The 23,856-nt window shown below is 67.2% G+C and carries 17 protein-coding genes, 1 tRNA gene and 1 riboswitch; of the genes, 8 read left to right on the forward strand and 10 right to left on the reverse strand.

What is annotated here, in order from left to right; genetic code table 11:
- Positions 1 to 82 precede the first annotated feature (82 nt).
- From WG924_RS08740 to WG924_RS08755, 4 genes are all read right to left on the reverse strand, one after another.
- A complete protein-coding gene (locus tag WG924_RS08740) occupies positions 83 to 1,354 on the reverse strand; it encodes an ABC transporter substrate-binding protein (RefSeq protein ID WP_345932626.1) in 1,272 nt (423 codons plus the stop codon).
- Positions 1,355 to 1,565: 211 nt separating this feature from the next.
- Positions 1,566 to 2,045, reverse strand: coding sequence for a nuclear transport factor 2 family protein (locus tag WG924_RS08745; protein WP_345932627.1), 480 nt, complete (start codon positions 2,043 to 2,045; stop codon positions 1,566 to 1,568).
- 10 nt (positions 2,046 to 2,055) lie between these two features.
- Positions 2,056 to 3,078, reverse strand: a complete 1,023-nt coding sequence (locus WG924_RS08750) for an NADP-dependent oxidoreductase (RefSeq protein ID WP_345932628.1) — start codon at positions 3,076 to 3,078, stop codon at positions 2,056 to 2,058.
- A gap of 765 nt (positions 3,079 to 3,843) precedes the next feature.
- Positions 3,844 to 4,323, reverse strand: coding sequence for an Lrp/AsnC family transcriptional regulator (locus WG924_RS08755; protein ID WP_188581071.1), 480 nt, complete (start codon positions 4,321 to 4,323; stop codon positions 3,844 to 3,846).
- A gap of 120 nt (positions 4,324 to 4,443) precedes the next feature.
- Between WG924_RS08755 and WG924_RS08760 the strand changes: the two genes are divergently transcribed.
- Entirely contained in the window at positions 4,444 to 6,870 is a 2,427-nt protein-coding gene (locus tag WG924_RS08760) for a thiamine pyrophosphate-binding protein (RefSeq protein ID WP_345932629.1), read from the forward strand.
- A 27-nt stretch (positions 6,871 to 6,897) separates the two neighbouring features.
- Here the strand turns inward: WG924_RS08760 and WG924_RS08765 are convergent, their stop codons facing one another.
- The 5 genes from WG924_RS08765 to WG924_RS08785 all read right to left on the reverse strand — a co-directional run bounded on the left by WG924_RS08765 (position 6,898) and on the right by WG924_RS08785 (position 13,309).
- Positions 6,898 to 7,704 carry an exodeoxyribonuclease III gene (locus tag WG924_RS08765; protein WP_345932630.1) on the reverse strand — a complete coding sequence of 269 codons (807 nt, stop codon included), beginning with the start codon at positions 7,702 to 7,704 and terminating at the stop codon, positions 6,898 to 6,900.
- 81 nt (positions 7,705 to 7,785) lie between these two features.
- On the reverse strand, positions 7,786 to 8,820 hold the full coding sequence (gene qhpR, locus WG924_RS08770) for an AraC-like transcriptional regulator QhpR (RefSeq protein ID WP_345932631.1): 1,035 nt from the start codon (positions 8,818 to 8,820) through the stop codon (positions 7,786 to 7,788).
- A gap of 175 nt (positions 8,821 to 8,995) precedes the next feature.
- The gene (locus WG924_RS08775) at positions 8,996 to 9,733 is read right to left on the reverse strand and encodes a sulfite exporter TauE/SafE family protein (protein WP_345932632.1); all 738 of its coding nucleotides are present in this window, start codon (positions 9,731 to 9,733) and stop codon (positions 8,996 to 8,998) included.
- Positions 9,734 to 9,776: 43 nt separating this feature from the next.
- Entirely contained in the window at positions 9,777 to 11,705 is a 1,929-nt protein-coding gene (locus tag WG924_RS08780; RefSeq protein WP_345932633.1) for a primary-amine oxidase, read from the reverse strand.
- 92 nt (positions 11,706 to 11,797) lie between these two features.
- A complete protein-coding gene (locus WG924_RS08785; protein ID WP_345932634.1) occupies positions 11,798 to 13,309 on the reverse strand; it encodes an APC family permease in 1,512 nt (503 codons plus the stop codon).
- Between the two features lie 430 nt (positions 13,310 to 13,739).
- Here WG924_RS08785 and WG924_RS08790 point away from each other — a divergent pair, with 430 nt between their 5' ends.
- Entirely contained in the window at positions 13,740 to 15,287 is a 1,548-nt protein-coding gene (locus WG924_RS08790) for an isocitrate/isopropylmalate family dehydrogenase (protein ID WP_345932635.1), read from the forward strand.
- Positions 15,288 to 15,393: 106 nt separating this feature from the next.
- Here the strand turns inward: WG924_RS08790 and WG924_RS08795 are convergent.
- Positions 15,394 to 15,468 (reverse strand) — tRNA-Gly (locus WG924_RS08795).
- A 172-nt stretch (positions 15,469 to 15,640) separates the two neighbouring features.
- On the opposite strand from WG924_RS08795, the gene WG924_RS08800 reads away from it, so the two are divergent.
- The 6 genes from WG924_RS08800 (at position 15,641) to WG924_RS08825 (ending at position 23,663) form a co-directional block, all read left to right on the forward strand.
- Positions 15,641 to 16,519 (forward strand): hypothetical protein, encoded by an 879-nt coding sequence (locus WG924_RS08800; protein WP_345932636.1) that lies wholly within the window; start codon positions 15,641 to 15,643, stop codon positions 16,517 to 16,519.
- Between the two features lie 258 nt (positions 16,520 to 16,777).
- A complete protein-coding gene (locus tag WG924_RS08805) occupies positions 16,778 to 18,913 on the forward strand; it encodes a type IV secretory system conjugative DNA transfer family protein (RefSeq protein ID WP_345932637.1) in 2,136 nt (711 codons plus the stop codon).
- Between the two features lie 53 nt (positions 18,914 to 18,966).
- Positions 18,967 to 19,836, forward strand: coding sequence for a hypothetical protein (locus tag WG924_RS08810; protein WP_345932638.1), 870 nt, complete (start codon positions 18,967 to 18,969; stop codon positions 19,834 to 19,836).
- Between the two features lie 149 nt (positions 19,837 to 19,985).
- On the forward strand, positions 19,986 to 21,269 hold the full coding sequence (locus WG924_RS08815) for an ABC transporter substrate-binding protein (RefSeq protein WP_345932639.1): 1,284 nt from the start codon (positions 19,986 to 19,988) through the stop codon (positions 21,267 to 21,269).
- A 1-nt stretch (position 21,270) separates the two neighbouring features.
- Entirely contained in the window at positions 21,271 to 23,019 is a 1,749-nt protein-coding gene (locus tag WG924_RS08820) for an ABC transporter permease family protein (RefSeq protein ID WP_345932640.1), read from the forward strand.
- On the forward strand, positions 23,016 to 23,663 hold the full coding sequence (locus WG924_RS08825; protein WP_345932641.1) for an ATP-binding cassette domain-containing protein: 648 nt from the start codon (positions 23,016 to 23,018) through the stop codon (positions 23,661 to 23,663). The genes WG924_RS08820 and WG924_RS08825 overlap by 4 nt, the downstream gene beginning before the upstream one ends.
- Positions 23,664 to 23,751: 88 nt before the next feature.
- Positions 23,752 to 23,831: riboswitch (SAM riboswitch) on the forward strand.
- The last annotated feature ends 25 nt before the right edge of the window (positions 23,832 to 23,856 follow it).

Consider the following 23,856-nt stretch of genomic DNA (forward strand, 5'->3'; position numbering starts at 1 on the left):
CCGGGCCGCGGCAAGATCCGCGCGCCCGGGCTTTCATGATCCGTCCGGCTTTCCTAATCCGAATTGCCGGTAAGGCCGGCTGCTATTTGCCGGCCGCCGCCGCCAGGCTGCAATCGCTTTCGCTGAGAGGACTGTAGGCGTCGGCGGCGGCGATCGTCTCGACGACATTGTAATAGGCCCAAGGCGTCTCAAGCTCGGCCGGCTTCTTGACCTGGACGAGATAGAAATCGTGGACGAGCTTGTTGTCTGCCCGCAGCGTGGCGCCGGGCGCATAGAAATCGTCGACCGGTGCCGCCCGCATTTCGGCAACGACAGAGCTGGTCTCGTCCGTCCCGGTGGCCGCCACCGCTTTCAGATAGTGCAGCACCGACGAATAGACCGAGGCTTGGGGCGCTGTGGGCATGGCGCCATGCAGATCGAAGAAGCGCTTGGCGAAGGCCCGGGTCTCGTCATTCAGATCCCAGTACCAGGCGGTAACCCCGGTCAGGCCCTGTGCGGTTTCCAGCCCCATGCCGTGGATGTCGGTCAGGAACATGAGTTCCGCCACCGCCCGCTGCGGTCCGCTATTCATGCCGAACTCGTTCCACTGCTTCATCGAGGTGACGAGCTGTGACCCGGCATTGGCGAAGGCAACGACATCGGCGCCCGAGCTTTGCGCCTGAAGAAGAAACGACGCGTAGTCGGTGTTGCCCAGCGGATGGAAAACCGCGCCCACCGAGGTGCCGCCCGCCGCCGCGAGCGCGCTTTGCGACTCCTTGACCATGTTCTGCCCGAACGCATAGTCGGCGGCGATGAAGAACCACTTGTCCTGGCCCTGCGCCACCAGTTTGCGGATCGGCCCGCTGACCAGATTGTAATTGTCGTGCAGCCATGCGAGGCCGGTCGGGGAGCACTGGCTGCCGGTGATGTCGGTGGTGCCGACCGCGGCATAGATGACCAGCTTCTTCTGATCGCGGGCGATGGACTGCACCGCCAGGGCGACCGCCGAATTGCCGACATCCACCACCATGTCGACGCCGTCGGCCTCGTACCACCGGCGCACCACCTCGACGCCGATATCGGCCTTGTTCTGGTGGTCGGCCGACACGACCTGAACATTGAGCGACGGCGTCATCGCCTTGAAGTCTTCGAGCGCCAGCCTGGCCGCCACCACCGATCCCGGGCCGGCCAGATCCGACAACGGCCCCGACTGATCGTTGACGATGCCGATCTTGACGACATCTCCCGATATCTGCGCGGCCGCCGGCGCGGCCGTCAGCCCCACCGCCGAAACAGTCATCGCGGCGGCGGCAAACAACCGGCAGGTCAGATCGCGTCTTTTCGACGCGGAACCGCCGTCCTTCTGCATTTTCATGTCGTGGTCCCCCTGTGTCGTTCCGTCTTCGCAGTCTTCCCCTGCGGTATAAGCTCGCCGGCAAGTTGACCTTGCGTATTGATATCAGACGATCTTACAGGAACGAGGCTACGGGGGCGGTATCATGTCCACAAGGGCGGATTTCCGTCGTTTTCTGCCATCGACGGACATGGCGTTGCGTTTTTTCTTCGCCCATTTGAACTGGACGACGTCAGCCGAAGATTTCCGCCGCGTGCATAAGGTCGGTGTATTCCTTCACCCGGGCGACCTTGCCGTCGCGGAGTGTGAAGAGCATGTGGTAATCATTCTCATAGACCTGACCGGTCCTGGTCACGGCATGGGAGCGGATTTCCGCCGCCACGCGATCGCCCTCGGCGATCATGTCGAGGACGTTCATGTGCAACCCGCCATTGAGCGCGGCATAGAGGCCGGGCCAGATCACCGCCATCTCGGCCCTGGTCCTGGTTCCTGAACCGGCGAACAGATGCGGCTTGCCGTTGACCCACCATGTGGCGTCGTCGGTCATCATGCCCAGCGCCTCGTCGATGGCGGATCGCCCGAAGAGATCGCAGAAGTCCCGAACCACAGCCTTATTCTGCTCTGTGCTCATATCCCGGCCTTTCGAAGGGTGTGTCGGACTCTTTCCCACCGGTCCGGCGGCGTCGGTGGCGTCGGTCTGGCCAGACGCCATGCCGATGTTTTCAGCGATCCCTGACGATCAGCTTCCTGCCGCTATGCGTGCCGTCGAACAGGCTCATCAATGCCGCGGGCAGGGCATCGAACCCGTCGATGAACTCTTCGCCATATCGGATCCGGCCGTCGCGGACCAGGGGCGCCATCTCGGCCAGGAATTCGGGGAAGCTGTCCAAGACATAGGGAATTGCGAACGCCTTGATGCTGACGAACCTGTAGTGGATCAGGGTGATCAGCCTCGGCAGATAATTCGTGCCGGTCGGCAGCTCGGTCTCGCTATAGTCGGCGATCGTGCCGCAGAGGGTCATCTTCGCGTCGGTGTTGAAATATTCCATCAGCACCGGGAAGATCGGCCCGCCGACATTCTCGAAGAACGCATCGATCCCATCCGGCAGGGCGCGCCTGACCTGATCCTCGAAATCCGCGGCCTTGTAGTCGATGGCCGCGTCCAGGCCGAGTTCGTCGGTGAGCCGGGCGGCCTTGGCGGGTCCACCGGCGACACCCACCACCCGAAGCCCGCGCAGTTTTCCCAGTTGAGCCGCGGTGGAGCCGACAGCGCCGGCCGCGCCGGTGACGACCAGCGTACCGCCGGGCTTGAATGCGTGAAGCTTGGTCATCCCGTACCAGGCCGTGAAGCCGGTCAGGCCGAGCGGACCCAGCGCGGTCGACAGCGGTGCCGCGTCGGCATCGAGCTTGCGGATGTCCGAGCCATCGGACAGTGCATATCGCTGCCAGCCGGACCAGGACTGGACGTGATCGCCGACCGCGAAATCCGGGTGTCTGCTCTGTTCGACCACGCCAACCGTCGGCCCCCCCATCGGGTCGCCGATGTCGATGGCCGGCCATTCGGACGAGCCGTTGCCCATCAGGTTGCGCTGATAGGGATCGACCGAGAACAGCCGGTTGCGAAACAGAACCTCGCCGTCTTTGGGCGAGGGTATGTCCGTGTCCACGGCTTTGAAATCGCTCAATCGGGCCATGCCATCTGGGCGGGCCGCCAGGACGATCTGTCGGTTCGACATGTGTTTCATGGGGATAATATCCTTCAGGAACCCGGAATGATCCGTGGTCGGCCGGCCCCGCGACGGGCACTGCCCAGCCCGCCGGCGCCTTGGCATTTATTATGTATCGTTCAGCACAAAAATAACTAAACGCCACGCCCGATGGAGTCAACGGCTTTATGTAATGATCGATGCAGAAATTATGGTGGGCAGGGACGAGGCATCGGCCGCCGATCGATCTGGCCCATGCCCGCCTGCTGATGGCGCGCTACAGGCTGATCACCACCGCAAGGAGGCAGGGAAGGAATGTAACGGTCACGATCATGGCCGCTTATTGATGGGGAAAAGAAAAAATTTTCTAGGGAGAAAATCATCTTGAAATAGGAGACGTCGTTTTATTTTATAAATAATATTCTCAAAATATCACATTCTATGTTTATCATTTTGACCATTCCATAAATATCTTCAATCATTAAGAAATCGGATGCCATATCTGAATTATATGCACAAGATATCGATTTTATATCAAGGCCACATTTCCCGGAGGGATCTATACAGACATCCATCCGGTCAATAGAAGTATAATAGTGATCATCTATATTATAGAATCGACAAAATCCATTGAAATTTATCTGTTTTTGTTATCGATACAGCTAACAATATATATAAACAATTCAGATTTAATAATCGGCCTCTCAGGCTTATCATAAATTTTTGATCACCCGTCGACCCTATATTGCAGAAAATTTTCTTCATACACAAAAATATATCAATACGATGCATAATAAAAGCCCCTCACCCCAACGGCAACACCCGTGAATACTTCACCTGCCCCAGCGCGAAGCTCGATTCGATCGAGCCCACGCCGTCCAGCTTGGTCAGGCGGTCGCGGAGGAAGGCTTCATAGGCGGCGAGGTCGGCGCAGACCACGCGGAGCAGGAAATCGCGGGCGCCGGTCATCAGATAGCACTCCATCACCTCGGGCCAGGCGGTGATCGCGCGGGCGAAGGCGTCGAGTTCGGGGGCGCGCTGGCGTTCCAGCTTGATCGAGATGAACACCGAGACCGGCAGGCCGACGCTGTTCTGGTTGACCAGCGCCGCATAGCCGGTGATCACCCCCGCCTCTTCCAGCAGGCGGATGCGGCGCAGGCAGGGCGAGGGCGACAGGCCGACGCGTTCGGCAAGGGCCTGGGCGGTCATCCGGCCGTCTTCCTGCAGGGCCTTCAGGATGCGGCGGTCGATCGGGTCCAGATCCGGTTTGGTGGATATCGCCATACCGATGCCCTTTCCTGGCAGATAACTGCGTGCAGCATGGGTACGGGGCCGAAAATAGGCAAGAACCGGCGCGCAACCGGGCGCAGAATAAGGCTTCCGGACGATGACGGGAGAGACCGCATGACCAGGATCGCTGCCCGGATGGCGGGCGAGACGCGCGACGACACCCATCTGGCGATGCTCGATGCGCTCAGCCGCAAGGCGTTGTGGCTGTCGAACTGGATGATCCACCACGCGAACCACATCCGGCCGAATGCGTCGGGGGTGAAGGTGGGCGGGCATCAGTCGTCCTCGGCCTCGATGACCGCGATCATGGCGGCGCTCTATTTCGATGTGCTGCGCCCGGAAGACCGGGTGGCGGTGAAGCCCCATGCCGCGCCGGTGTTTCATGCCATCCAGTATCTGTTCGGCCGCCAGACGCTCGACAAGCTGAAGGCGTTCCGGGGCCTTGGTGGCGCGCAATCCTATCCGTCGCGCACCAAGGACACCGATGATGTCGACATCTCGACCGGATCGGTCGGGCTGGGTGTGGCCTTCACCGCCTTCGCGTCGATCGTGCAGGATTATATCCGCGCCAAATCCTGGGCGCGGCCCGACATGCCCGAAGGCCGCATGATCGCCCTGGTCGGCGATGCCGAGCTGGACGAGGGCAATGTCTATGAATGCCTGCTGGAAGGCTGGAAACAGGGCCTGCGCAACACCTGGTGGGTGATCGACTATAACCGCCAGAGCCTGGACGGCGTGGTCCGCGAGGGGCTGTACGACCGGATCGCCGCGATCTTCAAGGCCTTCGACTGGCGGGTGGTGACGATCAAATACGGCGCCCGCCAGCGCGCCGCCTTTGCCGAGCCGGGCGGCGAGCGGCTGCGGGCCTGGATCGATGCCTGCCCCAACGGCCTGTATTCGGCGCTGATGTATCAGGGCGGTGCGGCGTGGCGCGCGCGCCTGCAGGATGATCTGGGCGACCAGGGCGATGTCAGTGCGCTGATCGCGCGTCGCGACGATGCCGAACTGGCCGATCTGATGGCCAATCTGGGCGGCCACTGCCTGGACAGCCTGCTCGATGCCTTCCACGGCATCGACGACGACCGGCCGACCGTGTTCATCGCCTATACCGTCAAGGGCTGGGGCACGCCGCTGGCCGGCCACAAGGACAACCATTCCGGCCAGATGACCGAGGCGCAGATCCATGCGCTGCGCGATGCCATGGGCGTGCGCCCCGGCCATGAATGGGCACCGTTCGAGGGGCTCGGCATCGACGAGGCGGCGCTGCGCGATTTCCTCGACCGGGTGCCGTTCAACACCGGCGCCAGCCGGCGCCTGACCGCGGCGCCGGTGCCGGCGATCGGGCCGCAGGCGACCGGCGCCACCGCCACACCGGCCACGACCTCCACCCAGACCGCCTTCGGGCGGATCATGGACACGATCGCCAGGACCGACACCGATCTGGCCCGGCGCATCGTCACCACCTCGCCCGATGTCACGGTCTCGACCAATCTGGGCGGCTGGGTGAACCGCCGCGCGCTGTTCGCCGCCGACGAGATCGCCGACATCTTCCAGCGCCAGCGCATTCCCAGCGCCCAGAAATGGCATTTCTCGCCCCAGGGCCAGCATATCGAGCTGGGCATCGCCGAGATGAACCTGTTCCTGCTGCTGGGCGCCGCCGGCCTGGCCCACGAGTTGTTCGGCGAGCGCCTGCTGCCGGTGGGCACGCTGTACGATCCGTTCATCTCACGCGGGCTGGATGCGCTGAATTACGCCTGCTATCAGGATGCCCGCTTCATGGTGGTCGCCACACCGTCTGGTGTGTCGCTGGCCGGCGAGGGCGGCGCGCATCAGTCGATCGCCCAGCCGCTGATCGGCATGAGCCAGGACGGGCTCGCCTCGTTCGAACCGGCCTTCGCCGACGAGTTGGCGGTGATCATCGACTGGGGCTTCAACCATATGCAGCGCAGCGGCCCCAAGACCCCCGACCCGGTCAGCTTCCTGGCCGACGCCGCCGGCGGCGCCGTCTATCTGCGCCTGTCGACCCGCCCGGTCGACCAGCCGCGCCGCGAGATGACATCCGAGCTTGCCGAGGCCATCATTACCGGCGGCTACTGGCTGAAGGCACCGGAGCCGGGATGCGAGGTGGTCATCGCCTGCCAGGGCGTGGCGATCACCGAGGCGGTGGCGGCGGCCGGGCTGATCGGCGGCGCCCGGCGCAATGTCGCGGTGCTGGCCGTCACCTCGGCCGACCGGCTGCATGCCGGCTGGCATGCGGCGGAAAAGGCCCGGGCGGAGGGGGCCATGGACGCCGTCTCGCCGGTTGAACGCCTGCTCGACCAGGTGCCCGACCATGCAGGCATCGTCACCGTCATCGACGGCCATCCGGCGACGCTGGCCTGGCTGGGCGGGGTCAACGGCCACCGGGTGGCGGCGCTGGGTGTCGACCATTTCGGCCAGACCGGCACGGTCGAGGATCTTTATGCCCATTACGGCATCGACGCCCAGGGCATCGCCGCGGCGGCGCGACGTTTCACCCGGGGCCGGCGGCGGCGCGGCTGAGGCCAGCGCCGCTCGGCAGTCCCCGGCTCAGGCCGGATCGATGTCGACCATCACCGGTGCATGGTCGGATGGCTGGGTCCAGCCACGGGCGTCTTTCAGCACGCTGGCGCCACGCACGCGTGGCGCCAGCACGCCATCGGTCCAGATATGATCCAGCCGGCGGCCGCGATCGGCCGCCGCCCAGTCGCGGGCGCGATAGGACCACCAGGAATACAGCTTGATGTCGGGGCTGATCACCTGGCGCACGACGTCGGTCCAGGCGCCGGCCGCCTGAACACGGGCCAGCTTCTCGACCTCGACCGGCGTGTGGCTGACCACCTTCAGCAACTGCTTGTGGCTCCAGACATCGGTTTCCAGCGGCGCGATGTTCAGGTCGCCCACCATCACCCGCGGCGTGGTGTCGCCGGCAACCGTGGCGCCCCACGCGGTCAGATCGTCCAGGAAGCGCAGCTTGTGGGCGAATTTCACGTTCAGCGCCGGATCGGGGATGTCGCCGCCCGCCGGCACATAGAAATTGTGCACCACCATGCCGTCGGCGAGCCGCGCCGAGATGTGGCGGGCATCCTCCACCCCACCCCAGAAACGATGGCCGGCGGGCTCGATCGGCCGCTTCGACAGGATCGCGACACCGTTATAGCCCTTGTCGCCCCGATAGAGCACATGCTCGAAGCCCAGCGCCCGCACCGCCTCCATCGGGAAATTGGCGTCGTCGACCTTGGTTTCCTGAAGGCAGACCACGTCGGCGCGCGTCTCCTCGACCACGCGGCCGAGCAGGGCCATGCGCAGGCGCAGCGAATTGATGTTCCAGGTGACGAGGCGCAGACGGTCGGTCATCGGGGGCACATCCTCTCAAAGATCATCCAGCGGCCGGGCCGCGATCTTCGCGGGCGCGGCTGCTTGAGACAAGAGAAAGCGTCAGCGCGCGGCCATCACCGCCCGATTGCGGAAGGCCAGCGGGGCACGGCCGGTCATCGCCTTGAAGGCGCGGGTGAAGGCGCTGGTTTCGCTATAGCCCAGATGCAGGGCGATCAGGGTCACCGGCATGGCGGTTTCGGTCAGCATCACCACAGCCAGCCGCCGACGCACGGTGTTGCGCAGATCGGCGAAACTCACCCCGCACTGATCCAGCCGGCGTTGCAGGGTGCGGGCGCTCATACCCAGATCGGCGGCGACATGCTCAAGCTCGATCGGGGCGGCACGGCACATCGCCTCGGTGATCCAGGCCTCGATGCCGCCGGTGAAATCGATCCGCGCGGTGCGGGTCGCCAGATCGTCGGCCAGCCGCGCGGTCACCTGATGGCAGGCGCGCGGATCGGCCGTCGCAATGGGGGTCTCCAGCCAGCGCGCCGGAAACACCAGCGCATTGCCGCCGGCGCCGAAGCGCACCGGGCAGCCGAAATGGTGCCGATAATCGGCCGCGTCACCATCGGGCTGGTGGCGGAATTCCACCCAACTGGCGGAAAACCGGGGCCCCAGCAGCCATTTCAGCACGTCATGCTTCAGCGCCAGGGTGAAATTGGCATCCTGGACCCGCTCATGCACGGTCGGATCCTCGATCTCATAGCTGACCCGCGCCAGATCGCCCGACACGGCGCAGACCGCCCGGCTGTTGTCCTGGGCGGTGGGCAGATAGCGGCAGAATTTCTCCAGGGCCGCACCCACGGTCTGGTCGCAATGAAACACCTCGCCGATGCCACCCAGCCGGCGGATGTCGAAGGCCCGGCCGAAATCGAGCCCGAAGGTGGAACTGCCGACCTCGGACGCCGCCGCCTCCAGGGTGGCCGTGAAGCTCGCCAGCGGCAGAACCGGTTGCACCCCGCAATCGGGATCGCCCGACAGGCCGATGCGCGCGAACACATCTTCCGGACGACCGCCCTTCGACTTGATAACCGCATGCAGGCCGTAAATGGCACCGGTGGTGATGGTGCCGAATTGATGGGATGAGATCATGACCCGGACCCTTGTCAGAACGGAATTTTTCTTGGCCGTTCTTGTTCAGGATGCGGATCACAAGGCAAATTTTGTGCCAATACTTGAGGCCCGTAAAGCCGCCGGTCTGCGGCCGATCGCCTCGGATGACATGCATATATTTTATGCAGATATCACCATAGCGGCATATATGCACTCAAAACAGGCATATTTCCGCAAGCAGCGGCGCCGGGATCAGCAGCGTCGCGGCGCCGATCGCGGCGATGGCGACACCCAGCCCCATGCGCAGATGGCCGGCACGCAATCCACCCCTGCGCGGATGCCCCGCCCCCTGGCCATGCCCGGCCAGCGCCGCAATGCCATAGGCGCTGCCGGCCACCGCCGGCATGGTGCCGAGCGCGAACCCGGCCATGACCAGCGCCCCTCCGACGGTGCTGCCCGACAGCAGGGCGGTCAGCAGCGCCGCATAGACCATGCCGCAGGGCATCAATCCCCAGATCGCGCCCATGGCGAAGCCGCCGGCACCCCGGCCTTGGGGCCGCCTATATTGTCCGGTGAGCTGGCCGGTCTGCCGGCCGATCGCCCGCGCCCAGCCATCGAACAGCCGCGGCCCCGCGCCGATGCCGGCCAGCGCCGCCCCCACCCATAACAGGTTGGCGGCGGCCAGCACCCGCAGCAGTTGATTGGCGCCGGCCAGATCCAGCAGCCCGGCCAGGGCGCCCGATCCGGCACCGACCGCGCCACCGGCCAGGGTGTAGGTGGTGGCGCGGCCAAGCTGGATCTGCATCAGCGCCCCGGCGCGGGTGCCGGCGGTGCCGCGGGGTTCGGCGGCGAGCAATGTGGCGGAGGCGATGCCGCCGCAGATCCCGGCGCAATGCAGGCTGCCGGCCAAACCCAGCAGCAGCCCGCCCATGAAGGTCGGCATGGTCGACATCGGCGCCCCTCCCGGCCTGGTTCACCGCCCCCTGCCCGCCGTCTCAACCGGCGGCGTTGGCGCAGCAACTCGCGGCATTCACCTCCGGCGGCAGGTCCAGGCACGGGTTGCCGTTGAAGAACCCGGCCGGCATCAGCTTGAAGCCGGTCATCACGCAGGGCTGGACGGGGAAATCCTCCACCCGCACCGGATGGTGCAGGCCGAAGACATGCCACAGCACGATGTCGGTGTTCTCGACCGGCCGGTCCTGGGCCACGAAATCGACGATGCCGCCGGCGCCGGTGGAATGGTTCATGTACTCGCCGGCCGGATAGCGTTCTTCCGGGTCATAGGCAGTGACCCAGACATGGTTCTGCACGAAGCCGGCACGCTGGCCCGATGGCGAATTCGGCCGCACGAAGGATGTCACGCAATTCGGCGCGTCCAGCTTGTAGGCAACCGGCGTGCCGGCATGATTGGTCTTGCCGGGGTTGATGATCTTCCAATAGCGATGGCTGGCCGGGTTGGCGCGACGGCAGGCTTCAAGCTCGGTGCGCAGCACGGTTTCCGCCTCGTAGAAGCCGTTGCCATACGGGTTGTCGGGGCCTTCTTCGCAGGCATAGGTGTTGCACTCGACAATGCTGTTGGCATCGCCGTCCACCGCCATGTCCAGCCGCGCGCAGAAGATGTGCTGGTGGATGTGGCCGACCACGCCCGGCGCCACCTCGCGGCCATATTTCGGCGGCTGACCGGGGATGCAGGCGGCGGTGTTGATGATCCCGGTCGCCTTCATCTCGAATTCGATCGTGCCGTCGATGTGCAGATACCAGTAGAGCGCGTATTCGTAATTGCCGACCGTGCAGATGCACGACACCACCAGCTTGCGGGCGCGGCGCACCTCGGCGCGGTTGGTGCGGAAATCCCAGTGCTTCCACAGCAGGCCGCTGTCTTCCTCGTGGATGCAGATCGCCTTCTCGATGGTCATGACCTCGCCGGTCATGGTGTTCAGATGCGCGTCCAGATATTCGATCGCGCCCAGGCAGTCGCAGCCCAGCTTCAGCGAATTGGCCAGCTTGCCGATGCCATATTCGCCGATATCGAACACGTTCTTGCGGAAATGGCCGTTATCCGGGCTGCCATAGGGCACCACCATCTCGACCAGCGAGGCGCGATGCACGATCGGCCGGCCGTCATACGAGATGTCGTGCAGGGTCAGCCCCTCGCGGGCATTGAAGCCCACCACCAGCGACCACTTGTCCCAGACCAGCCGCGACCCGTTCAGGGTGAAGCTCACCCCCTCGGGCTGCACGACATTGATCGGCTTCAGCCCGGTGCGGAAGCTGTCGCGGAACTCGGTCTCGTAATTGTGCTCGGTCATCGGCACCGGCACCACGCCGTAATCATCGACCCGGATCACCGCGCTGGTCTTCAGATCGACGACCGCGTTTACGCCCTCGATCGGATGGGCATAGAAATTCTCGTTCTCGCGCAGCCGCAACCACGCGAAGGTGTGGCAGAGATGGCGCCCCTCCTCGCCCGGCACCGAAAAATTGCCCGCCGACCACGGGTCGACGCAGACCATGGCCATGTCGGTGATGCCGCGTTTCGCACAGGCCGCGATGAAATCGGGGCTGGCCTTCACGATGTCCTCGATCGCCATGAACTGTTCGAGCTGGATCATCGGCCGGGCATCGGGCAGCTCGACCACCGAGCTCAGCGCGCCTGCATCGAGATCCACCACCACCCGCACCACGCCGATCCGTTCCGGATGAAACAGATTGGCCCGCGCCTCGCGCGGCACCGCCACACCCGCGCGCAGGCTGGCTTTGTCGGGCTCCTTCAGCTCGATGGTCTCGAAGAACAGCCCGGCCAGCCGCGCCTCGCCGCGGATCGCCGCGACCGCCTTCAGGATCTCGGCCGGCGACAGTGGCGCCAGCGGATGGGTGATGACCGGCGCCGTCGCGGCGGGGGCGTCAGCGTGACAGCAATCCATGGACGGAAACTCCTTCGGGTAACGGAAACGGAGGGCGGGGGCGGGGGCCGGCGGGGGGATGGGAGCAGGCGGGAGGTATGGGCAGGGGAAGGTCAGGCGACCTCCTCGAAGGCCCGGCCGATGCGCTGATAGATGGCGGGGCGGCGGTGGCGCAGGCGGAGCGCGATGCCGGCGCCCGCCAGACCGATGGCGGCGATGATCAGCGGGAAGCCGGCCACGATCATCGAATCCGAGCCGCTGACCAGCTCGACATTGCTGATCACCAGGATAAGACAGATGCCCAGGCCCAGCATCGCCAGCGCCGGCGCAATCAGCCGGTGCCAGATGCCGACGCCATGGCTGTCGGCGCGGAAGAAGCCCAGCACCGCCAGCGACACCAGGATCTGGATCACCAGAATGCCGATGCTGGCGAAGGTGCTCATCCAGGCAAAGACGATCGCGAAGGGGTCGAGGCCGGCCAGCGCGAACAGCGCCACCGCCCCCAGCGCCAGCCCGGTCTGCACCATCCCCGCCACATGAGGAGACTGGTGATCACGATGGGTGGCGGCAAGCCCCGTCCAGGCCAGCCCCTCGCGGCCGATGGCGAAGAAATAGCGGTTGATGGTGTTGTGGAACGACAGCGCGCAGGCGAACAGGCTGGTGATCAGCAGCACGTTCATGACCAGGGTCATCGAAGGCCCGAGCAGCGCGTCCGACGCGTCGAAGAACAGGGTGGCGGTGTGCTCGGTGGCAATGGCGGCGATCGCCGACGGGCCGTAATACTGGGTGATTGCCCAGGTCGAGAAGGCATAGAAGCAGGCGACCACGATCACCGCCACATAGGTGGCGACGGGAATGGTGCGCTTGGGATTGCGGGCTTCCTCGCCGAAGATCACCGTTGCCTCGAAGCCGATGAACGAGGCGACCACGAACACCAGCCCGACACCCAGCCCGTCCGACAGGATCGCCGAAGGCGTGAACGGCACAATGGTCAACCCCTCGGGCACCGCGCCGCCCGCCACACCGCCGCCACCGATGCCGGCGGCCACGATCGCCAGATCCAGCACCAGCAGAATGGCGATTTCCGCCAGCATGCAGATGCCGAGCAGCTTGCCGCTGAATTCGATCTTGCGCACCCCGCAGACATAGACCGCAAGGCCCAGCGCACCCGCGAACGCCCACCACGGCACGGCGATGCCCGACTGGGCGGCGATATCGGCCATGAAGAAACCGAACAGCCCATAGACCGCGATGTCGATGGCGTTATAGGTGGCGAGCGCGATCAGCGCGCCGCCAACGCCCACCGGCTTGCCCAGGCCATGGGCGATGAACGGATAGAAGCCGCCCGCCGAGCCCACGAAGCGGTTCATGGTGGTGAAGCCGACGCTGAACAGCAGATACAGCGCACCCACCAGCAGATAGGTGCCGGCGACGCCGGCGCCGTTGCCGAAGGCGAAGGCCGCGGGCGAGGCGCCGACCACGGCGGTCAGCGGGGCGGCGGCGGCCAGCACGAAGAACACGATATGCGGCACGCCGACGGCATCGCGGCGCAGGCCGCCGCCCGGTGCCGCAACGGCGCTGACATCCGGTGTGCCGGCACCGCCGGTTTCGGTTGCGATGGACATAAGACCCCCTTGTCGTCCGGAACGCGGCCTCCGGCTCCCCGGCGGCTTGGCGACCATGCGTGGGTCGTTATGCGACGGGGGCGGGCGGCAGGCTCCCCAGCCTGCACCCGGCCGCTGTCCCGACCCTTATGACGACAAGCTTCCCCCCTATGCCGCGCCGCAACTTGACCCTGGACGACAATCGGGAATCCAGGACGACATCTGGCCGATCCACGGTTTGTAACCATCCGCACTGCAATATCGGCGGGCGGTCTTCACAATGCGCTCCGTCCCGATATCCGCCCCCCAACTTTGGTCGCGCGACGTCAAACCGCATTTGAAGTGGCTTTACAAAGCCTCATGGTATGCCCAAATGCCGCGCAGGCGCGTGCCGCCGCGCCCGCACGCCCCGGCCCCGCCCACCATTCACCTTGTTCTGGAGACCCCGGATATGTCGCCCGTCACCACCGAGCCCGCGAAGTCTGCCCAGCCCGGCAGCCCTGCCCGTCCCGCCACCCACGATGTGGTGCTGATCGAGGGCGACGGCATCGGTCCCGAGATTTCGGCGGCGGTGCGGCTGATCTTCGACGCGGCGGCGGCCCCCGTCGCCTGGCAGCCGGCGATGGCGGGCGGGCGGGCCTTCGCGGCCGGTATCGGCACCGGCGTGCCGGCCGACACCGTGGCCCTGATCGAACAGACCCGGCTGGTGCTGAAGGCGCCGCTGGAAACCCCGGTCGGCCATGGCGGCAAAAGCGCCAACGTGACGCTGCGCAAGCTGTTCGAGATGTATGCCAATATCCGGCCGGTGAAGGAACTGCCGGGGGTGACCACGCCATTTTCGGGGCGCGGCATCGATCTGGTGATCGTGCGTGAGAATGTGGAAGACCTGTATGCCGGCATCGAGCATATGCAGACCCCCGACACCGCCCAGGCGCTGAAGCTGATCACCCGGCGCGGATCGGCCAAAATCGCCCGCGCGGCCTTTGAACTGGCCCGACGCGAGGGGCGCGGCCGGGTGACCGCCGTGCACAAGGCCAATATCCTGAAGCTGACCGAAGGGCTGTTCAAGCGCACGGTCGAGGCGGTGGCGCGGGATTACCCCGACATCAACGCCGACGACATGATCGTCGATGCCTGCGCCCACAAGCTGGTGGTGGCGCCGGAACAGATCGACGTCGCGGTGATGACCAACATGAACGGCGACATCCTGTCGGATCTGGCCGCCGGGCTGGTCGGCGGGCTGGGTCTGGCCGCCAGCGCCAATATCGGCGACCATGCCGCGATGTTCGAGGCGGTCCATGGCTCGGCCCCCGACATCGCCGGCCGCGGCCTCGCCAATCCCACCGCCTTCCTGCAGGCGGCGCTGATGCTGCTGCGCCATCTGGGCGAGACCATGGCCGCCACCCGGATCGAGGCGGCGCTGGCCCTGACCCTGACCGAGGGCCGGGTGCTGACCGGCGATCTTGCCCGCGGCCGCGGCGTCGCCCCGTCGTCCACCATGGCCTTCGCCGAGGCGGTGGCCGCCAATCTGGCGCGTATCGATCTGTCGGATCTGCCGGTTCCAGGCCCGGCCGCCACCGCCGATGCCCCCATCCCCGGCGCCCTGCCCGACCGCATCGTGGTCGACACCCGCGCCGATACCGGCTTCGACCTGTTCTTCGAGGTCGAGGACGGCGACCCGGCGGCCCTTGGCGCCGAATTGACCGCGCTGGCCGGGGAGACGCCGTTCCGGCTGAAGCATCTGTCCAATCGCGGCACCGCCGTCTGGCCGGGCGATGCCGCGCGCACCGAGCTGACCCCGCATTGGCGGGCGCGCTTCCTGTGCCGTGATGATGCGGCGGCCGGCGAGACGATGGGTGGCGGGACGACCGGTTTCGACGATGCGGCGGCACTGGCGCTGATCGGCCGCATCGGCCAGCGTCATCGCTGGATGCATGTCGAGAAGCTGGCGGCCTTCAACGGCGCCGACGCCTTCAGCCGCGACCAGGGCGAGGCCTGACCGGCGCGCCTCTGGCCGGTCCAGACTCTGGCCGATCCAGACTCTGGCCGATCCAGACAAAAACACCCCGCCAGGATGGCCCTGGCGGGGTGATTTCATAGGAAACTGGAGCGGGCGATCGGGATCGAACCGACGACATTCAGCTTGGGAAGCTGACGTTCTACCGCTGAACTACGCCCGCGATGGCCCGAAGATAGCCGGGCGCCGCGCGGTGATCAAGCGCGCAGATCAGCCGGAACCCTCGCCCCTGCCCGCCGGTTTCGTTTTTCTTGACCCGCGCCGCCGACTGCGTCGTGTATGGACCGGATCACATCTCCGACCCTTGCGCCCCATGACCGGGAGATCCGCCGCCGATGCCGTCACCGACCATGTTCGCGCGCCGCTTTGGCGCCTGTCTGCTGGCCCTGGGCCTTGCCGCCTGTGCCGGCGGGCCGGATGGCGATGGCGCGGGCCTCACCCCTGCCGCCGACATCGCGCCGCTGACCACACCGGTGCGCCTGACGGCGCCGGGCAGCAGCGGACCCGCAACCGACGTCACCCTCGATTGCCTGATCGACCTGGACGTGACCACCCACCCGCAGATCGGCCGCTCGGTTGCCATCGATCGGGCGCCGATGGGTGTGGCCTATCATCCCCGACCCGATGGCGGCGTCGCGTTGGCCGTGTCGCTGAACGACCAGACCGCCACCGCGATGATCCAGCCCGATCAAGGCCGGGTGACGGTGCTGACACCGGCCGATGCGGTCTCGGCCAGGCCGCGCATCAGCCCGGCGGTGATGCCGGCCACCCATCTGGCGTTTCTGGGCGGCGACGGCGTCTATGGCCGCGCGCTCGATGCCGGACAGCGGATGGCGATGACCGAACCGCCGCTGCTGATCGCCCTGCTTGACCGGATCTTCACCGCCGCCCCCGAGGCCTCCCGGCGCGGGCCCGACGCGGCCGACAGCCACCGCAGCGTCATCGGCCGGGTGGATGTCGACGGCCATGCCGGCGTGCTGGTCCGCGGCAGCTATCGCCAGCGCACCGAGGGCGCCCCGGGCCTCGCCCGGCCCGCCGCCCTCGACAGTCATGACGATCTGGACAGCCGCGCCATCGCCGACAATGTCTATGACATCGCAACCGGCCTGCCGCTGCGCCAGGATCTCGACATCACTGTCGAGGCACGGCGCGGCACCAGCCGTGAGCTGATGTTGCGCTATGTGGCAAGCCTGACCTGCGCCCGGCCGGCCTGAGACCGTCGCGGCACCGGCACCGGCAAGACGCTCGGTATCTGACAGCACCCCGTTCTGTCGACATCCGGGCCGGGACTTGACGTGACACTGCACGCAGCTTCGCCCCGATTGGCCGCTCCCGCAGATATGGGATGCATCACCTCGCCTCTCTTCCAGACCAGAGCGCGGAATGCGGTTTCTATTCATGAAACCGACTTGTTGCGGTTGCACAATATGCCCTATCGTTGACCTGGGTATGGGTCGAAGCAGGGGTGTGTGATGGATTGGTTGATCGGCTGGCTGTTCGGCGGGCTGCTTCTCTACCTCGTCTGCGCGGCGGTGGTTCTGGCGATCCGGCATCGCATGACCGACAGCGACGGCGACAAACCGCATGAAACCCTGTCTCTCGGAGCCTATCTGCCGGTCTTCCTGCGCACCTACCGGGTCCGCCTGATCGTCTCCCTCCTCCTGTCCCTGGCCATGCCGCTGCTCGGCATCCTGGCATTGCTCACGATCTTCTTCTCAAAGTCCAACAAGGGCGGGAAGATGGTCTACAAGAGCGAGAAGCAGTTGAAGCGGGACGAGATCGAGGCGAACCAGGCCTGGCTGGCGGCGCTCGGCCCCGATCACGACAGCCGGACGGCTCGGATCGAGGCGATGTTCGCCGAGCGCACCGAAACGCTCGAAGCGGTGAAGTTCCTGACCTGGGACACATGGTCCGGCCCGGAGAAAACGACCCATTACGTCGGCTTCAGCGTGAAACGCAATCTGGCGGTGATGGACAACCGCGAACGTGAATACCTCCAGATCGTCGAACTGCTCAACAGCGCCGCCGACGGCCAGGAAGACCTGTACCGTCTCTGGCGCACGGCACTGATATGGGGCGACGGCAAGGGTGAAGGCGGCCGCAGCCAGTATCAGAACGTCGATACCGGGCGGCCGGTCGCCATTGCCATCGAACACAAGGGGGGCAGCGTCGACCGGGTGGTGTCGGCGATCAACAATCATCTGACCGAGAAGCGCCGGGTTGGCGCATTGCCCGCGGCCCTCGGCCAGGTGGTGGCAGACGCCTCGGATCGTCTGGCGCCGGGCGGTCAGGGCTGGCTGAAACCCGAGCAGGTGGCCGAGACCATCTTCGCGCCCCAGTCGCCGCATGCGCTGCATATCGGCAGCTTCCCCACCGGCCAGCCGCTGACCTATTCCGGTGAAGGCTCGATCATCACCATCGCCCCGCCGCGCTCGGGCAAGACCCAATGCCACGTCTTCCCGAACCTGCTGACCTGGACGGGGCCGGCCGTGGTGCTCGACATCTCGGGCGACATCTACGAGACCACCAGCCGGTGGCGGGCCGAGAATGTCGGCCCGGTGTGGAAATTCAGCCCGCTCGAACCCGAGAGCAGCCACTGCTACAATCCGCTCAGTTTCGTGCGCAGCCAGCCCGATTATATCTGGGAGGATTCAAAGCTCCTCGCCGAGATGATGATCGTGCCGTCGAATGCGAACGATCTCTTCTGGGAGAACGAGGCGCGGACCGTGCTGACCGCGGCCATCGCCCATATCTGCTATGCCAACCCGCCCGAGAACCGGCCGATGCATGCGGTGCTCGACATCGTCTATGGCGGCGAGGCCTGGCAGAACATGCTGATGGGCCTGCGCATGGCGGTCGACGTGCGGGTGATGATGCAGCACGCCAACGCCTTCGAGGGTATGAACGAGAAGACGCTGTCGAGCGTGCTGCAGACCGCGCGCTCCAGTCTGGGCGCCTGGACGGGCGAGCGGATCTCGCGGGTGACCGCGCGTTCGGACTGGAGCCCGCTCGACCTGCGCGGCGGCGGCAATCCGACGATCTATATCTATATGCGCCCCAATGAGGTCGACGCCTATCTGTCGCTGCTGCGGGTCTTCATCGGCCAGCACATCCGCATGCTCACCGCCGGTGCCGTGCCGCCGCGCGGCTCGCCACCGATCCTGTTCATGCTCGACGAACTGCCGCGGCTGCGCACCATGCCGCCGGTCGACGAAGCGCTGAACATCGGCGCCAAATACGGGCTCAGGCTGTGGATGTTCGCCCAGAGCGTCGGCCAGATGCAGGAAGCCTATAAGAACGCCGACGGCATGATGAGCGCCTGCGCGGTGCGCGCCTATATGAACCCGACCGGCGCCGACGGCCTTGCCGAGCGCCTGTCGGAAGAGATCGGCTATACCGACAGCCTGGTCGACGGCCAGCGCCGCCGGGTGGTCGAGGCGGCGGAACTGGCCGGTCCCGCCTTCCGCGAGCAGATGGTGGTTTTCGGCCTGGGCAGCCGCCCCGCCCGGATACGAAAGGATTTCGCCTGGAAGGACGAGATCCTGCGTGACCGCGTGGGCGCCGCCCCCTTCGTGCCGGCGTCGTCGTCGGGCGAAACAGTGATCTGAAGGCCGGATCTGAACGGACCGGATCGCAACCCACCGGCGACGAGGAGAAGGGCATGTCCTGGGATCCCGGATATCGTGACGTCTGGCAGGCTCATCAGGAAAAACTTGCCGAGGCCGGCCGCGCGGCCCAGGCGCTTCGCGAGGCCGAGATGGCACGCGATCTGGCGCAGGACGAGGCGGCGCGCGCGGACAAGACCGCCGAGGTCGACCGGCTGCGCGACGAGAAAGTCGCCGCCGAGACCGCGGTCACCGCGCTGGAGATGGAGGTTGCCCAGACCGACCCGCAGCGGGCAGCCTGGCTGGACGAACGGATCCCTCCGGCCGACGGACCAGCACGGGAGGCGGATCCGCTTGCCATGCTTGGGCATGAGACGCTGTCGACCGTGATCGAGCAGGCCGCACATCTGGATGGCGCCGCGATGCAGGTGGTTGCAACCACGATCGAGGCCCTGCCCACCCCTGGCGAGGTGGCGCTCTGGGCCGAGTCGACGTCGACCGCGAAACTGATCGAGACCGCCGAAACGCTGGGCCACGCGCCAGGCGCGCTGCCGCCCGAGGTTCTGGCCGCGAATGCGCGGCTGGTGGAACGCCTCGACACCTTCGAGCAGAACCGCGACGACATTCTGGCCCGCCCGGAGACGCCACCCCCAACGCCCGAGCTTGACGAACGTCACGCGCGGCAGCAGGAGGCGCTGGACCGCAAGCTCGACGAGATGCGGGCGATGCAGGAGGCGCGCATCGATCGGGGCGACGTGCGCGACCCGGATGCGCTGCGCGCGGCAATGGACGCGGCGGCCGAGCGCGAGCGGCAGATGCTGGAGCAGCGCCACGAGGCCGAACGCCAGAGGGCGGCCATGGAACAGGCCGAGCGCGCGGCGATGGCCCGTCGCGAAGCGGAGATGCTCGCCGCACGGCAGCGCTGACCGCCCGGATTCCGCGCCCCGGCCATCGTAAGCGTCCCGACCACTGCAGCCCCCGGAAGACACCGCTCAAGCCTTCGTGATTTGCCGCAGACGCCCGGTTCCGGCTTATGGTGGTGGCGATCGGACAGACCAGCGGCCAGGGAGCGGGCATGATGACGGCAGGCGTGGCGAAAACGGGTGGATGGCTGCTGTCGGCGGCGGCGGCGCTGCTGATCGGGTTGATGGTGCATCAACCCGTGGCGCGGGCGGCGGACGCGGATGCGCCGGCCGGCGCGCCCGCCGGTGACCCGGCGGCCTGGGATGCCGTGCTCGCCGAGGCGCGCGGCCAGACCGTGCGCTTCAACGCCTGGGGTGGCGACCCCAAGATCAATGCCTTCATCGCCGATATCGGCCGGCAACTGGCCGATTGCTGCGCGATCACGCTTGAACAGGTGAAGCTTGCCGATACCGCCGAGGCGGTGGGCCGGATCCGCGCCGAGGCGGCGGCCGGGCGGCTTCAGGATGGCGGATCGGTCGATCTGCTGTGGGTGAATGGCGAGAATTTCGTGGCGCTGCGGCAGGCCGACCTGCTGTATGGCCCGTTTCTGGACCGGCTGCCCGATGCGCGGGCGATCAACCTTGGCGCCAATCCGGCGCTGACCTCCGACGGCCATATCCCGGTCGACGGCTATGAGGTGCCCTGGGGCCTGTCGCAATTCGCGCTGGTCTATGACAGCGCGGTGACCCCGCGGCCGCCGCGCGGCCCAAAGGCGCTGGCCGGCTGGATCGGCGCCCATCCCGGCCGCTTCACCTATCCGGCGCCGCCGGATTTCATCGGCACCACCTTTCTGAAGCAGATGCTGATGATGCTGCTGGACGATGCCGGCCGCGCCGCGCTCGCGGCACCGGTCGACCCCGCCCGCGCGCCTCTGATCACGGCACCTTTGTGGGACTGGCTCGATCGGGTGCGGCCGTCATTGTGGCGAGCCGGTCAGGCCTATCCGCCAAGCGGCCCGGCGCATGAACAACTGCTGATCGACCGGGCGGTCGATCTGGGCTTCGCCTTCCATCCGGGACAGGCGGCATCGGCGATCGCCGCCGGGCTGATGGCCGACACCGCCCGGGTTGCCGGCTGGTCGGGCGGCGGCATCGCCAATGCCCATTTCGTGGCGATCCCGCGCAATGCCCCGGCCAAGGCGGCGGCGATGGTTGCCGCCAACCATCTGATTTCACCGGCAGCCCAGGCCGCCAAGCTGGACCCGGCGGTGTGGGGCGACATGACCGTGCTGGCGGCGGACCGGTTGAGCGATGACGGCCGCGCCCGCTTTGCCGCCATCGATCTGGGTCCGGCATGGCCGTCGGATGACGAACTGGGCCCGGCCCTGCCCGAACCGCATCCCGACTGGACCGGCTGGCTGGAAGCCGAATGGGCGCGGCGTTATCTGGGCGGTTGAGATGCAGACCCCGAACCCGGCCGGGCCGGCCGCCTTCCGCCCGGCGGCGGTGATCCGCCCGTCATGGCCGCTGATGGTGGCACCGGGCGCGGTGATCCTGCTGCTGGCCGTGCCGCTGCTGGGCGGACTGGCGGCAACCGGGCTGGCCGCCGCCGATGGCGCCGCATGGCAGGTGCTGGTGACTGAGCCGGGCCTGCTGCGGTCGGCCCTGCTCAGCCTGTGGACGGCGCTGGCCGCCACCCTGCTGTCGGTGCTGCTGGCCGGCGGCATGGCCGCGGGGCTGGCCGCCCTGCCCGGTTTCGGCCGCATGGCCGAACGCGCCGCCCTGGTGATGGTGGCGGCCCCCCATGCGGCGGTGGCGGTGGGGCTGGCACTGCTGATCGCCCCCACCGGGCTGATCTTCCGCGCCATCAGCGGCGGTGGCGGCGCCCTGCCGCCGGACCTGGCCGTCCCCGGCGACCGGTTCGGGCTGGCGCTGATCGTGGGGCTGGTGCTCAAGGAAACCCCGTTCCTGCTGGCGCTGCTGCTGGCGGCACAGGCGCGGCTGGGTGCCGGCGCGGTGCTGGCCCGCGCGCGCTGCCTGGGCTGGCGCCCGGCCAGCGCGTGGTGGCGGGTGGTGGCGCCACAGATCTGGCCGGTGCTGCGCTGGCCGGTGGTGGCGGTGCTGGTCTATGGCATCGGCACGGTCGATATGGCCGTGGTGCTGGGGCCGAGCCTGCCGCCGAGCTTCGCCGTGCGCAGCCTGTCGCTGCTGTTCGATGCCGACCCCGCCCGTGCCGCCGCCGGCCATGCCGCCGCCCTGGCGCAACTGGCGCTGGCAGCGGTGGCGGTGGGCATCTGGTGGCTGGGCGCGCGGCTGGCGCGGTTCTGGCTGGCGGGCGGTCGCGGCGATCATCCGGCCCGCATCGATCCACCGCTGGTGCGACGGCCACCCCAGCCCGTGGCGCCGGCGCTGTCGGGCCTGTCGGGGCTGGTCGGCGGTCTGGCGCTGCTGCTGGCAGCCGCCAGCCTTGCCACCCTGGTGATCTGGGCGCTGGCGGCAAGCTGGCGGTTCCCCGATCTGCTGCCCATGCGCTGGGCGCCGGACCGGCTGGCCGATACCGTGGCGCTGCTCGGCAATGTCATCGCCCGCACGGTCTGGCTGGGGCTGCTGCCGGTGGCCATCGCCCTGCCGCTGGCGGTGCTGGTGCTGGAACGCGAGGCTTTGGGTGCCGACGGCGGAACCGGGGCCGGCCGCTCGCTGTCGCAGGCGGCGGAGGCGCTGGTCTATCTGCCGCTGCTGCTGCCGCCGGCGGCGTTCCTGGCCGGCATCCGCGCGCTGGCGCTGCGTCTGGGGCTGGACGGCACGGTGGCGGCGGTGGTGTGGTGCCATCTGCTCTATGTGTTCCCCTATCTGTTTCTGGCGCTGCGCGAAAGCTATCGCCGCACCGATCCCCGGCCGCGGCTGCTGGCGCGCAGCCTGGGGCGAGGGGCGGGGGGCGCCTGGGTGGCGGTGATGCTGCCGCTGACCGCGCGGCCGATGGCGATTGCCACAGCGATCGGCTTCGCGGTTGGTGTGGCGCAATATCTGCCGGCGCTGATGATCGGCGGCGGCCGGCTGCCGGTGCTGGCCACCGAAGCCGTCGCCGCCGCATCGGGCATCGACCGGCGGGCGGCATCGACGGCCGCCCTGCTGATGACCGTCCTGCCCGCCATCGGCTTCCTTCTGGCCAGCTTGATCCGCGCGCCGGCCCGGGCGGTACGGCAATGACCGCCGGGCTGGTGCTTGACCGGCTGGCCCTGCGCATCCATGGCCGGCCGCTGATCGGCCCGCTGAATCTGGCGGTGCCGGCAGGCGTGATCGGCGCCGTGGTCGGCCCGTCGGGCGTGGGCAAATCCACCCTGCTGGCGGTGATCGCCGGCATCGCCGGGCCGGGGGTGACCATGGCCGGCCGGGTGTGGCTGGACGGCACCGCCATCGACACTCTGCCGCCCGAGGCGCGGCATGTGGGGTTGATGATGCAGGATGACCTGCTGTTCCCGCATCTGACGGTTGCCGCCAATATCGGCTTCGGCCTGCCTGCCGGGCTGCCACGGACCACGCGCCGGGCCTTGATCGACGCGGCACTGGCCGAGGCGGGGCTTGCCGGGCTGGGTGGCCGCGACCCGCTGACCCTGTCGGGGGGGCAGCGGGCACGGGTGGCGCTGATGCGGATGCTGGCGGCACGCCCGCGCATGGTTCTGATGGACGAACCCTTCGCACGGCTGGACCGGCCGCTGGCCCAGAGGCTGCGCACGGCCGTGTTCGCCCGCATCCGCGCCGAGGCGGTGCCGGCGCTGATCGTGACCCATGATCCCGACGAGGCGGCGGCGGCCGGCGGGCCGGTGCTGGATCTACAGGCCGCGGATGGGTGAAAGATACTGATATCTTCAGGACTTGACCCCCGGTCGCGGCCGGGCGTATCGTGGCGCCCTGATGTCGCGGGGCACGTGTGGCTTGTGCCGGCGCATCCGTGGGGATTTGGGCCGGCCGGCTTGCGGACCACGTAAATCTCGCTGCTAAAAGGTCGGGAGCGGGCGCAGAACGGATTGTGCGTCGACCCGGCCA

It is taken from the genome of Tistrella arctica, assembly GCF_039630945.1.
Lineage (GTDB): Bacteria > Pseudomonadota > Alphaproteobacteria > Tistrellales > Tistrellaceae > Tistrella > Tistrella bauzanensis.